This is a genomic window from Thalassotalea marina, assembly GCF_014656435.1.
Classification (GTDB): Bacteria; Pseudomonadota; Gammaproteobacteria; order Enterobacterales; family Alteromonadaceae; genus Thalassotalea_C; species Thalassotalea_C marina.
This window is the reverse complement of the sequence record NZ_BNCK01000005.1, coordinates 361,095-374,918: the sequence shown is the minus strand read 5'-3', so window position 1 is coordinate 374,918 and position 13,824 is coordinate 361,095. Positions and strand designations below refer to the sequence as shown.

Annotated in this window: 9 protein-coding genes; 5 read left to right on the top strand and 4 right to left on the bottom strand. The window is 39.4% G+C overall.

Features of this window, described 5'->3' with window-relative positions; genetic code table 11:
• The first annotated feature begins 6 nt into the window (after nt 1–6).
• A complete protein-coding gene (gene odhB, locus IE199_RS13250) occupies nt 7–1,491 on the top strand; it encodes a 2-oxoglutarate dehydrogenase complex dihydrolipoyllysine-residue succinyltransferase (protein WP_189771265.1) in 1,485 nt (494 codons plus the stop codon).
• Between the two features lie 69 nt (nt 1,492–1,560).
• Here odhB and IE199_RS13245 read toward each other — a convergent pair whose 3' ends face one another.
• The gene (locus IE199_RS13245) at nt 1,561–2,250 is read right to left on the bottom strand and encodes a flagellar brake domain-containing protein (RefSeq protein WP_189771263.1); all 690 of its coding nucleotides are present in this window, start codon (nt 2,248–2,250) and stop codon (nt 1,561–1,563) included.
• Nucleotides 2,251–2,451: 201 nt separating this feature from the next.
• The gene (locus IE199_RS13240) at nt 2,452–3,981 is read right to left on the bottom strand and encodes a DUF3612 domain-containing protein (RefSeq protein WP_189771261.1); all 1,530 of its coding nucleotides are present in this window, start codon (nt 3,979–3,981) and stop codon (nt 2,452–2,454) included.
• A gap of 153 nt (nt 3,982–4,134) precedes the next feature.
• Between IE199_RS13240 and IE199_RS13235 the strand changes: the two genes are divergently transcribed.
• From IE199_RS13235 to IE199_RS13220, 4 genes are all read left to right on the top strand, one after another.
• Entirely contained in the window at nt 4,135–4,689 is a 555-nt protein-coding gene (locus IE199_RS13235; protein ID WP_229854709.1) for an aldolase/citrate lyase/malate synthase family protein, read from the top strand.
• A gap of 127 nt (nt 4,690–4,816) precedes the next feature.
• A complete protein-coding gene (locus IE199_RS13230) occupies nt 4,817–5,281 on the top strand; it encodes a hypothetical protein (RefSeq protein WP_229854708.1) in 465 nt (154 codons plus the stop codon).
• Between the two features lie 69 nt (nt 5,282–5,350).
• Nucleotides 5,351–6,751 carry a serine hydrolase domain-containing protein gene (locus tag IE199_RS13225; RefSeq protein WP_189771257.1) on the top strand — a complete coding sequence of 467 codons (1,401 nt, stop codon included), beginning with the start codon at nt 5,351–5,353 and terminating at the stop codon, nt 6,749–6,751.
• A gap of 129 nt (nt 6,752–6,880) precedes the next feature.
• The gene (locus IE199_RS13220; protein WP_189771255.1) at nt 6,881–8,353 is read left to right on the top strand and encodes a sensor domain-containing diguanylate cyclase; all 1,473 of its coding nucleotides are present in this window, start codon (nt 6,881–6,883) and stop codon (nt 8,351–8,353) included.
• Nucleotides 8,354–8,502: 149 nt separating this feature from the next.
• On the opposite strand, the gene IE199_RS13215 is transcribed toward IE199_RS13220, so the two are convergent.
• On the bottom strand, nt 8,503–12,612 hold the full coding sequence (locus IE199_RS13215) for a cobaltochelatase subunit CobN (protein ID WP_189771253.1): 4,110 nt from the start codon (nt 12,610–12,612) through the stop codon (nt 8,503–8,505).
• A 60-nt stretch (nt 12,613–12,672) separates the two neighbouring features.
• Nucleotides 12,673–13,791 (bottom strand): HmuY family protein, encoded by a 1,119-nt coding sequence (locus IE199_RS13210; RefSeq protein ID WP_189771251.1) that lies wholly within the window; start codon nt 13,789–13,791, stop codon nt 12,673–12,675.
• Between the last annotated feature and the right edge of the window lie 33 nt (nt 13,792–13,824).

The window sequence follows — 13,824 nt, the reverse complement described above, 5'->3', positions numbered from 1 at the left end:
AAATGAATGACGACCGAAATTAAGGTTCCAGTTTTACCAGAATCAGTTGCTGACGCAACAGTCGCTACTTGGCACGTACAGGTAGGAGATAGTGTATCTCGTGACCAAGTATTAGTTGAAATCGAAACTGATAAAGTTGTTTTAGAAGTACCTGCGACTTCTGATGGCGTTATCACAGAAATTAAAGAAGATGAAGGTGCAACAGTTTTAGGCGAGCAAGTTATTGCTGTGCTAGAAGCTGGCGGTGCCGCTGCAAAACCAGCTGCTCAAGAAGCAAAAGAAGAAGCACCAGCTTCTACTGGCGGCGCAGCGCAGGACATTTTAGTACCTGTGTTACCTGAGTCTGTAGCAGATGCGACTATTGCTACTTGGCATGTTGCTGAAGGTGACGCTGTGTCACGTGATCAAGTGTTAGTTGATATCGAAACTGACAAAGTTGTGTTAGAAGTTCCTGCAACAGCTGACGGCGTAATGGGCAAAATCTTACACGCTGAAGGTGACACGGTTTTAGGTCAGCAAAAAATTGCTGAACTTATTGCTGGCGGCTCTGCATCTGCAGCTCCTGCAGAAAAAACAGAAGAAGCACCTGCGTCTGGTGGCGACGAAGTTGCTAGTCCATCAGTACGTCGTTTAATGACGGAAAAAGGTCTAACTGCTGCTGACGTAAAAGGTACAGGTAAAGGTGGACGTATCACTAAAGAAGACGTTGAAGCTGCAGCAAACAAACCAGCTGCTGCACCAGCTACATCTTCTCCAGCTCCTGCGGCTGCTGCATCAAATGTGTTAGGTGAGCGTAGCCAAAAACGTGTACCTATGACACGTTTACGTAAAACTATTGCTAACCGCCTATTAGAAGCGAAAAATTCTACGGCAATGTTAACAACGTTCAACGAAGTTAACATGAAGCCAATTATGGATTTACGTAAGCAGTACCAAGAAGTATTCGAAAAAACACATGACACGCGTTTAGGTTTCATGTCTTTTTATGTTAAAGCGTGTGTAGAAGCTCTTAAGCGCTTCCCAGCAGTTAACGCGTCAATTGATGGTGACGATATTGTTTATCACAACTTCTTCGACATCTCTATCGCGGTATCTACACCACGTGGTTTGGTAACACCAGTATTACGTGATGCAGACCAATTAAGCATGGCTGGTATCGAAAAAGCGATTAAAGATTTAGCTATCAAAGGTCGCGACGGTAAATTGACTTTAGAAGATATGCAAGGCGGTAACTTCACTATCACTAACGGTGGTGTATTCGGTTCATTGCTTTCTACACCAATCATTAACTTGCCACAAACAGCTATTTTGGGTATGCACAAAATCCAAGATCGTCCTATGGCAGTGAATGGCAAAGTAGAAATTCTTCCTATGATGTACTTAGCGTTATCATATGATCACCGTCTAATTGATGGCAAAGAGTCTGTAGGCTTCTTAGTGACAATTAAAGAATTGTTAGAAGATCCAACACGCTTATTGTTAGATGTTTAATCAATTATCTGATTAATGAAAAAGCCGCATTGATGCGGCTTTTTTTATGTTTACTGCTTAGAGCGATAATTACAAAAGATTTAAGTCTACAAATAAGTTTTCTAATAGCAGCGCAACTTGTTTATCGTTTTCTTCAAACTTAATACCAACACTCACTCGGCCTTGTTCATTTCGGCTATTACATACCGTAGCCGGAATACGCATCTCACCAATAGCGTAGTGTGTTACACAAACAAATATCTGTCTTTGCTTGACGTTAACAATGTCATTTTTTGCCCTAAAGGTAAATCCGCACCCCTTAAGTGATAGATCGACGATAATGCCATTAATCTCAACATTACTTTGATTTGGTTCATTTAGCGAGATCGCTGCTGGCATATGAGTGGTAACTCGCTGGTGCGCTCTCAATTGCCTGTTTTCAATTTTTTTCGGATAGTTCAGTACTATAAACCTTTCGGGTGTTTTTGTTATGTTTCTAATGGTACTGCGAAATGCAAAACAACAGCCATGATCGCCTTCAACAAGGTACCGGACAATAGCGACATTGCCTTCAACTAGTACATCGCTGTAGTTATCGCCTGAAGTAGGGTATTTTAAAATGATATATTTGCCGGTTTCATATCCGACAAGAGAAAGTTTAAGTCTTACTTGAACAGGGTGATTTACTTGAAAGTCGATCACTTTACCGGGAAGTAACTCAAAAATTGCACTGGCTTGGGAAGTTTCCTGAGCTTCGTCAATTACTGCTAAGTCAGCCATTGATTGTCCTTAATTTATTATGCCAGCCTGAATGATTTATTCTAATATTGAACAAGCTGATTGAACCGCATTACAGAGATTTATCAAAACGCGCGTTTACGAATACCGTGATAAATTTTTGTACAGTTGATCACTAATATAATCAAGTCAAAAAATAATCACAATGCATTAATGTAAAAAGAGTTTTCAATTAAGTACCATCTACTTGCAACAGTTAGGTTGCCTTGGGCAGTTACCGCCTTGTGAGCAAATGAGCCTAGCTCTGTTGTTTATGCCACGTTCAATCCAATTAATGTTTAAAATCCTAGAAACACTCATCAACTCTTGTTTTATATTTTTAGGTACCTCGCATTCACCATCGTTTTGCTTGCAAACACTACTTAATTCGCTAGCAATGGCCTCTGTGTCTTTCCCTTGTGCTTCTATCGCTGGATTTAAATCAATTCCTGCACAAAGTACATGAGGGTTTCCTGCCATATCGGAAACACTGACTGATTCACAAACATAAATACGGGGCTTGCCAGCAACGTCCATCAGAGATAATTGAGCGCTTGAGCCTGTTATTGGCGTCTGCATAGCTCTAAAAACTGCCCAGTGATGACAAGGGTTTTTTATCGCCGTCATATTACCCCAAGGCAATGGAATGCCATTGCCACGATAAACAGCTTTTAATTTACCAGGCGAGTAAGCGTCAAAATAGTGCCAATATTTATAATTGGAAACCGCGGTCATACGTCGCATTATAACTGACGCCGAAAGTCCTAGTTGGCGGTGCACGTCGATTTCGTAACCACCACGTTCGAGTAATTGCCTAAAGGGCACTCGTGGACAAAGCAGGGCACCAGCAAAAAAGCTCGATTCAAAGTCTCGCCATGCATGTACGATATCGTGTGGATTAACCGGTGTATTACTTGGTTGATTTTCATTGGCAATACGATGGCTTTGGCCGCCACCAATCGACATAATAATTTTATTGTCATTATTCGTGTTTGTCTCGTTTGCTTGGTGTAGTACACAATGACCAATGTAAGTTGCTAATTCATATTTCAAACGAGATTCAACTTTCTGCAATTTTTCATTAAGAAACAGAGTATTTGGCGGTTCAAAATACGAAGATTTAAGTTGTTTGGTTTTCGCGCCAGTTTCATCTGTCACATATTGTGAGTTATCACTGAACCAGCAAACTTTCACACCAAACTGTTTTAAAATGGTGATCAAAGCTTCAGGTGTCCAATGCATGTTTTTCTTGCCGATACTTTCCGCTGCTTTTTCCAAGTCTGGAAAATGATTTTGATGGTGTTCTTGGTGTGCTCTAATTAATAAGTGGGCAAATTGTTTACTCGACGTTCCTGATTGCGATAACAATTCAGGTATAGCGATTTGCAAGATGTCTTGAGTAAACAGAAAGCTTGGCTCCAATGCCATGCCGCTTAGTCCACCACCACGCTTGTTTCTTGTTGGCGTAATAGCTGACTCTTCAGGAGTATCATCGAGAAACCAGGCTAAATCTTTTTGAAAAACTTGGCCAATAACCTCCAGCATGTCAGTACTGGGAACTCTTTTACCACGCTCAATCATTGATAAATAAGACACTGACGGCGCATACTCAGGATCAATATGGATGCAGCGTGTCGATAGGTCTTCCATGGTCAGATTGTTACGTTTACGCAAATTTCTAATCTTGGTGCCTAAAAAGTGAGATTGTCTAAATAAACTCTTATTAGCCTTCATGTTATTTACTTGTTTATTTATTGAGCGGTAAAAACACTCTAGTATAAGTTTTGTAAAATTTACAATGTAAAATTTTATTTGTGAAATTTGATGAAAATTTTGGCTACACTGAAATTAGATGAAAAAACGAACGATAAACGCAGGGGTAGCAAAATGAACATCGCAATGAATTCAACCAAAACGTCAAACCTACATGACTTAGACAGGTTTATAACATCTGAAATCAATTTGATCGATGAGCAACAAAAACAATGTCAGTTGGCACTAACTGATTATGCGGTTAACTTTTTAGATAAAGTTTTTCCATTAACCAATGGCTCTCATCAACAAGTAGCAAGTTATGTTGTTTATTATCACCATTTATTAGCGTTTTTCCCTGATGGCAGCCAATCAGGCCTAGTTGATACAAAACAGTTCAAAGGTCTTTGTGGTCATAAAGAGCAACCTGATGCTTTATTGCTGCAAGCAGATGGACGATATGTGGAAGTAACTTTTCATCGCCAAGGTGATAGTAACCAAGCGATGCCTGCACAAATTGATGACATTCAAATTGAAGCGAATGAGCAAGATACAGAAAATGGCAGACAATGGTTTTCAATGTTAAAACTTAATCGCGATATGATGCTGGCTACGCCAACTTGTCATCAAGACTTTAAGCCCGAAGGAAAAAGTTTTACTTCAACATCAGGTGACGAGATTACGCTGTAGTAATCTCGGCCAAAACGCCTTTAGATAGACCGTTTGGCATACATAGTAGAAAAATAAAACACTTAGAAATAAACATTTTACCTATGTATGCTAATTAAACGTTTGTTTCAACACGTGCGGCAGGTCTGTGAAAGACGGTGTAACTTCAAAACTCAATGCTAATTTTCTATTGTTATCAAGTGCCGGTGTTATTGCCATGTTTGCAGCAATCTGGCATTTACTCTGTATCGTGGGCGGTCCAAGTTGGTACATCTTTGCTCGTGCACCTGAGCCAATCATTAACTCTGCGATTAATGGCACTTGGTTAGCACCCCTTGGCGCTTCGTTGATAGCTATTTTAATGGTTATTTGCAGTTTTTATGCTTTATCTGCCGCAGGTATTTGGCGAAAACTGCCTTTATTAAACGCCGCTTTATTCATTGTAGGTAGCATCTGCACCTTCCGTGGCATTATTGCTATCCCATTATTAGTATCGTCAAAGGGCATCGATATCTGGCAGGTCATTGCTAGTAGCGTGTGGTTTTATACTGGATTGTGTTTTATCTATGGATACTTAAATCAGCGCCATTTAAAGCGGTTAGCAAGAAAATAAAAATAGATGACAAAACCTTTGTCTCAATGTTAGTTTCAAATATTCAAGGGCTAAAGGGGTTGTTATGGAATGATTAACCATTTATTTGTATTTATCTTTGTTATTTTAACTAGCTTATTTAGCTCTTTGTTATCAGCCTCTGAAGCTAACAAAACGATCAAAATAAAAGAACTTATTGAAAAATATCGTTCAGATAATAATTTCAATGGTGTGGTGCTTATTGCTCATCGCGGTGAAATATTGTTTGAAGGAGCATTTGGCTATTCAAATTTTGAAAAAGCCTTATACAACAATATTGATACTAAGTTTCGAATTGGCTCTTTAACAAAATCGTTTACTGCTGTTTTAGTATTGAAACTAGTTCAAGAAGGTAAGGTTAAACTTGATTCGCCAATTAGCGATTATTTGCATTACTACCGAAGTGATACTGGCGATCAAGTTACTATCCGTCATCTATTAACTCACACGTCGGGTATTCCTAGTTTTACCGAATTACCTTATTTTAGAAGTGCAGTTAGTAGAATTAACTACTCCGTTGATGAGTTTACCAAACGTTATTGCAGTGATGACTTATCGTTTAAGCCTGGTACACAATTTAAATACAGTAATTCTGGTTATTTTATTTTAGGTAGTATCGTAGAAAAGGTAACTGGTCAGTCATTTGCTCGGGTGCTGAAAGAAAAGATATTGTTTCCATTAGGTATGAATAATACGGGTTTTGAAAATAACTTAACTAATACTCCTGACAATATGGCAACCGGATACCAAGGCAATTTAGGGCAGCTTGAACAAGCAGATTACATAAATATGTCTGTTGTCTTTTCTGCAGGCGCGATGTACTCAACTGCTCGAGATTTACTTTTATGGGATCGTGCTCTTTATACAGAAAAGATTCTTAAAAGAAACTACATAGAACAAATGTTTGAGCAAAGCCCTGTTCAAAACTATGGACTTGGTTGGTCGATAGATATGATTGGAAAGGGAGCTGGGGAAAAACAGCTTAAAAACGTTACTCATACTGGCGCAATTAATGGATTCCGTTCAAAGATATCTCGAATTATTGACGATGAATATCTGATTGTTCTACTGCAAAATTGGAATAAAAATACAATAAATGAAGTCCATCAAGGGGTAATCGACATACTATATCAACAATCCACTTTTGAGCCTTTTAATAAACAGCAAGGGGCGTTGTTTGGAAAGTGGATTCTAGCGAAAAAACAGTGCCCATTGAAATATAAACTAGAGCGACCACGATATAACGACAAATTTCAAAAATATCAGTTCCCCTATAAGGTAAGATACTATGGAAATGGAAGTGTTAAAATCCAATACCAACTAGGGAATGATTCAGGAAGTATGCTTCAAACAGTTTCTTTTGAAGATAGAAGTGACGATAAAAATGGTATATCAATTGGTTTTAAATCACCTCAAATTTTAACGTTAACTCATTGTAAAATCCTGTACTAAAACATGAAGTAATCTATAAGGTTATTTGCCTAATCGATAAGTAGCAATATACTTAAAGTTATATCAAGGAATGATTCTATTTATGATCTATCTGTTTAGGCATTTTTTTACACACAACGTCGAAAATTAATGAATGCAAATTTAACACCATGGCAGTTTAATAGCATTATTTGTATTCTCTACGTGCTGTTTGCCGCATTTACCATGGAGATATTAAAAACACTTGCCGTTTGGCCGCCAGCGGGCGTGGCTGTTGCAGGTGTTATGATTTTTGGCCAACGTGCTTGGTTAGGCATTGCTTTAGGTACGTTCTTTAGTGTGCTGATGTATTTCCTCATCAATAATCTTAATCCTTTCTCGTTTGATCATTTAGCCATCAATATATCAACAACCCTTGGTAACACCTTGGCGGCGTTAGTAGCTTTTTGGATAACAAATAATCGATTCAAAAAGCATGTCTTATTAACCAGTGTCGCTGGGCTTGCCAAAACTTTTGTATTTGCTGGTATAGCGATCGGTTTAGTTTCAGCACTTTTTGGTGTTGGTATTTATTATGTTTTAGGTTTGCAATGGATTGATGGTTTTTATCTTGGGCTATTAAATTGGAGTCTGAGTAATACGCTTGCCGCTATTGTCATTGCACCAGCATTGTATTTTCTTTGGCAAGATTGGCCTCATAAAATGTCTGTCGAAAACTCCATTCAACTGATACTGCTAATCCTAACAATTGCCCTTATTTGCTATTCAGTTTTTGGTCCTACCTACAAACACTTGTCGTTGCCAATTTTACAGCCGGCGCTGTTATTATTTCCTTTATTGTACTCAGCAATAAAATTATCACCTGCAGCGACAAGTTGTTTAAATGTCGTGGTATTTTTCAGTGCATGGATTGGCAGTAATCAAAGGTGGGGGTATTTTTATCATCATCACCCTGAAGCAGCTGAGGTGTCGATGCAGTTTTTCTTTTTATTTATTCTTTCTGCGGTGTTGTTGGTTCAGGCTGTCTTTATTCAACGAAAAAAGGAACAACAAAGGCTAACGGCATTTTTGGAGCAGAAGGTTGAAGAGCGAACTTATGAACTTGAGCAAGCAAGACAAGAAGCATTAGCGTTGTCTGTTACAGATCCTTTAACTCAACTATACAATCGACGTGGCTTTTTTAAAGCGGTAAATGAACAGTTTAGTCAGTATTTAAGGTATGCAGACTCTTGTGCTTTGTTGTTATTGGATTTAGATGATTTTAAATCTATTAATGATCAGTATGGGCACGCTGTAGGAGACAAGGTTATCGAAAAAACTGCAGCTATGTTAATACAACATAGTCGAGAATCTGATATCACTGGTCGAATTGGTGGAGAGGAGTTTGTTGTATTTTTACCACGAACAGATGCCAACAATGCGTTGACTATCGCTGAGCGAATTCGTAAAGATATCGCCCAGCAAATTATTACAACAGATAATCATCAAGTTACCTTTACCATTAGTATTGGTGTTAGTGCCTTGACCACTGAAGATAATGATATTGAATCACTATTGAGTCGATCCGATAAAGCGCTTTATCAGGCAAAAAATAGTGGACGCAATCAAGTGCAGTATTGTTAGATGTATTTCAACAAAAGAGTTAAATATTATCAGTTCTTTTGTTTAAAAAATTAGTTCTTTTGATGAGCCGTGATGAAGCCACCTGTTTTACAGGTGGCGATTTTGTAATGACTAACTATATCGCAAATTGTGCGTGATGTTAGGGGGAATTAAGCAGCGTTTTTTAAACTTTTTGCTTTTAAAGGCAATTCGTTCACTTGCTTCGTCCTTCCTGTTAGGTATTCATACAGACTACCAAAAACAAAAATTAATAATATGCCAAACACGGAATACCACATTGACCAATCAGTGTCGCTTTGCGTAACTTGTTTTTGTTCCTCTAATTTTTGACCCGTTACTTGTTGCGTATTTGATTGTGATTGAGCAGCTGCAGCTTCGAGTGGTTGAGCATTAAATTGTGGCGCAGTTAAACCAAAGCCTTGAGCAAGTTCAGTGACATTGTCTTTTAACTTGTCGTTATCTACATATAAGTTAAATTTCTCGACAAAGTCGCTATATTTTTCAACCAGTTTTTGTAAGCGCTCAGGAGATGCTTGCCAATAATTTTTGCGCTCGGCTTCTAACATACGCTCTATCATTCGGGCGAGTGCTTCAGGATTTGTTTTTTCAAACCAAGTGTCTAATTCCATATTAAGCTTGTCATCTAGGTAGACGTCGAAAAACTCATCCCATTGGTCACTGCGGATTAAGTTTGGGTCAACCACTTGCCAACCAAAGAAATTATCCATTCTTGAGCTCATAGAAACTGCGCCAGAATAACCTTCTTTTTGCATTTCCTTGATCCATCTAGGATGAAATACCCGAGTTCTCAGTTCTTTTGCTAAAAACAACGCTGCATCTTCAGCTTTTGCTTTAGTAGCATTTCTAAGGTTAGATACCACCATATCTGGGCTTTTGCCATCTAAGTTGCGCACAGCAAGTGATAAACTGCCAAAGTATTCAAATGGATCGTCAGAGCTTAACATGCCAAAAACATTCGACGAACGTGAAAACAATGCAATATCAGTCCCTGATAGTTGCTTGCCATACAGGTTAAGAGGGGCTCCATTAGCATCGGTTACTTTTTTACCCCAGCGACTTCGATCTGCGCCAAAGTAGTAGCCCATTTTATTCATGTAATTTTCAGCAATGACGGCGTCGGTTTCCCACTTGTCACTTGCCCAGGCTAGTTCATCAGTGCCTGAGCCGTAATCACCTGATTCATTTGAAAACACACGTACGGTGGATAAATAACTCGCTTCTTCATCGCTAATGCCTTGGGCAATTAAATCAGCTTTGATGCGTTCACTATTGCGCCAAATAGGGTTCGATTCTTCCTTTAAGGCGGCAACTTGTTCTACCGCTTTGGCTAAACGTTGCATGACATTAGGAAAAGCATCGCGATATAAACCCGTAGCTGATAACACCACATCAACACGTGGGCGTTTTAATTCTTCATAAGGAATAATTTCAGTACCAATGACGCGGCCGGTTGCAGACCATTTAGGTTTAACCCCCATGGCGTATAAAGCTTGTGCTTCTAGTACACCATAATGTCGCATGGTTTCAATTGACCAAAGCGAAAACGCCATTTTGTCTGGATACTTACCGTGCTTGGCTACATGGTTGCTGATCATCTGGTTGATCAATTCTTTACCTTGTTCAAACGCTGCCTGCGTAGGCACTTTTGATGGGTCAAAACCATATAAATTAAAGCCCGTTGCCAGTGATTCTGGATGTCTTATCGGATCGCCACCTGTTTTTACTGGAATATATTTGCCCGATAAAAAATCGCTGATACTTGTTAATTCACGAATTTGGCGCATGTCGTTAAAAAAGCCTTTGCCTTTATTGATATAAGCTAGCAGCTCTTGATCGATATCATCAATTGACACAGGTTGTTTTACTTGAGCATCCTTTAATAGTGGTTTAACAATGTAGTTAAGCGTGGTTTGATAACCTGAAAGTTGCTCTAAGTCTTGGTGACTTGATTTATCGACCAGCTTTGTTTGAGCTTTAAGCTTTTGTGCATTATCGCCATGAAAGCTGTGGTTATGATCTTGGTCGTCATGTTGATGACTAGCAACATCAAAATACTGATGTTCAAATGCCGCTGCCAGTTTAACAAAGTCGTTACCTAACATTTGGATCAGGGTTGATGTTAAAAGCGGCAAGTCGGCAAGCTGTCCAAAAGTGTGTAACCCTAGAGGTTGATTGGCACTTGCCAGTTCTTCTAAGTGCACATGAAGTGCATGGTAAAAAGCAGTAAAATCAGCGTCTATTTGCTCATTTTGCCAACCAATATCTTTACATATATTAATATCAAAACATGTGTCTTTGATTTGCTGAGCGGTTTTTTGTTTAACACCACCCTGATCAAGTTGTTTGTATTGATGCATTAACTCGTGCAAATGTGCAATATCACCGTGTAAACCAGCTGCGGCGAACGGCGGCGTCATGTGTGAAATTACCGTAGCACGGCCTCGGCGCTTGGTTTGCATTGCTTCACCAACATCGTCAACGATAAATGGATAAACCACAGGTGTATCCCAAACCGCAAGGTTGCCCTGATCAAACATAGATAAACCACGTTCTTTACCACCTAAATATTCTTGTGAGCCGTGTGTGCCCAAGTGAACAATGGCATCACTTTGCCAATAATCACGTGCATAAAAATAGGCAGCTAAATAAAAATGGTTAATTGGCACTATACCTTGGTGGTAAATGCCATTTTCATCATTTTTTTTATCTGACCGCGGAGGCTGGCGCATCACTAACATATTGCCATTTCGCATACGTGGTAAAACAAAGTAGTCTTTACCGTCGCGTTCGATCGCCATAAAGTTATCCTGCGGTTGTCCCCAGTGGCTTGTTACTTGATCTTGTAACGATTGTGGTAGGGTAGAGAACCACGCCTGATATTCTGCTATAGGCATTAATTCTGCTAAATCATCGCTGAGTAAAGCTTCAAGCTCAAGTTTGCGATAAAACGGGTCTAGAATTCGCTTAACTCTATCAGTAAAGAAACTGTCAGGTTGTTTTGGGATATCGTAATCGTGTCCATGGAGTTCAGTAGTAATAGCACTTAAGCTTTGTGGCACGTTTAAAAATGACGCGCCAACATCCGTATCCCCCCAAACAAAAACCGTAATTTTTTTCTCTGGGTTAGGTTTGTACTTTAAGCGGGTTAAATTTATCGCCTTGTTGACCAAGTGTTGTAGTTGGTAGTCGATAATTTGCAACTCTTGTGTTGTTCTATCTTTTGCCGCCACTATCATAGGATCAGTGACCCCGGCAGTTTCTGGTAATACTAAGGTAAAGGCCATCATTCCTGCGTCTACCCCTTGGTTATCCTGTTCCCAAGCTTCAGTGTTGCCAGCGTAGTAGGTCATCGCTTGCAACACGGGTACACCAAACTGTTCAAATTCAACTTTACGTTGATTAGCCCAGTGAATATTACGAAAATTAATGATCAAATCGACATTAATCTCGTTACTGTTTTCCAAGTACAGTAATTCTTTATAGTCTTGTGCTGCTCGGGATAATTTAAAAAAGAAGGGCACAACATGAACACCTGCCTGTTCAAGCTTGGCGATGGTTTGATCTATAAGCTGCGTTTGCTCAGTTTCAATGCTGGCGCGATTGAATAACAAGGCAACTTTAGCTTGATCAGCCTGTGGTTTTCGCCATTGATAAAACGTATCTAAATTGTTGCTGATTAAATTGGGCTGTTCTGGGTGATACAAGCCTTTGCTTGGAAAAATAATCGGAGCCTTAATTTTAAGCTGTTGTGCTGCGGCGATATTAGCTATGTCTTTACTAATAAAATTCAGTAGCTCGCTATAGTTTGCCCGTCCACCATTTCGCCAATAATCTTTAAATGCCGTTTGTTGTTTGTCATTAAAACCTTGTTGAGCTCTTTGTTCAATCAACCAACCTGGCGCGATTACATGTTTGTTCGTTGTAGCGATTATGGGTAAATAGCCTTGAAAAGTGGTGGCTGACTCGCGTTCAGATACACCGTCTAAAACAATGATGTCGTAATCAGATATGGTTTGCTCAAAGGCCAATATATCTTTGATTTGGCTGGCAGCTTTATGGCTGACTTGCCATTTTATAGGGTGCTGTTGTGCGATTTTTTTTAATAGGTCAACTTTGGCTTTGTTGCTGTGCGCTGAGCTAATAAATAATATGCTAGCGTCCTTGTCTGAGTAGCTATATGCGTTAGTTGCATAACAACACATCCATGCGATGATTAAGCTGGCGATAAATTTGATCATAAGTGAGGCTCGTTTTTTTAAGTTGAAGAGGTTTTTTAGCCCCTTCAACTTGTGTTTTTATTATTTGGCCGCTAGCGCATTAGCTCTGAAGGTGTAATTTCCTGAATTACCATCAGCATCATAATAGCTAGTGATTTGTAGTTTGAAATGGCCATTGGCATTTTTAATAATGTAAACACCGTATTGTGACCAAAGCTTGTGACCACCTTCTAGGTTGTAGGCATACCACTTGTGTTGATCGAATGCCGCGGTGCTATATTCGTTTGATTGGAAGCCGTAATAGCGAACTGCTTGAGGGTTGATATTTGTGTGCTCATTATTAAAGTCTTGGAAAGCTTTAGCGTCAGCATGTAAATTAATGTCAAACTTCGCACCACCTTCACCACAAGGAATGCTTAAGTCATAGGCGTCATCTGCTGTCACTTCCATTGCAGCTTCAAAACTAACGTACACTTGCTCTGCGTTGGCACACAACATATCCAAATCTAAATTGATTGTTTGCTCATTAACAAACTCTGTATCTGCTGCTGTTTGACGAGTATAGGTCAATTCAATATCAGACATTAATCGCGCAGAATTTCCGGCTAAATTGGTTACGCTAAATTTAGTGTATGCATCATTTGAACTAACAATGTAGTAGTTGTCGCTTGCAGCACTAACCTGGTGTGTACTGCTGTTGTAACTGTAAAAGCCAGTTAAGATTTCATTGCTGGTATCACCTGAAAATTCGCTTTCATCACTAGGAATGCTGTCGTTTGTTACTACTTCGTAATCTTCTAATTCAGTTTCGGCGTTAGCAGTTGTAAACTTGTCAGCAATGGCTTTGCCGTCTTGATCAAAAAAATCAGCGTTGTTGGCGGTAAAGTGCATCAACACAGTGTTGTCAGCATGTTGGTTTAAAAACACTTTTGTGCGTTGAAAAGCGATGTCCCATTCTTTATTTTCTTTAGCTTGCTCTGTCGTCAATTCCACCACTTCGCCGTTATCTAAATCAAAATAAACCGTTTTGGGTGCTGCTGATGAGCCGGTAGCAAAAGGACCAAATTGGCTAACAACGGGTTTGGGATCAGGCGTTGGCTCGGATGTTGGTGTAGCGTCATCTTTTGATGACGAGCCTCCGCCACAAGCGGCTAGCAGCAAAGCTAATGATAAAGTTGAAAGGGTAGGTAAGTGTTTCATGTGGTTGTCTCTCTTTGTTTCACTTATTAAGTG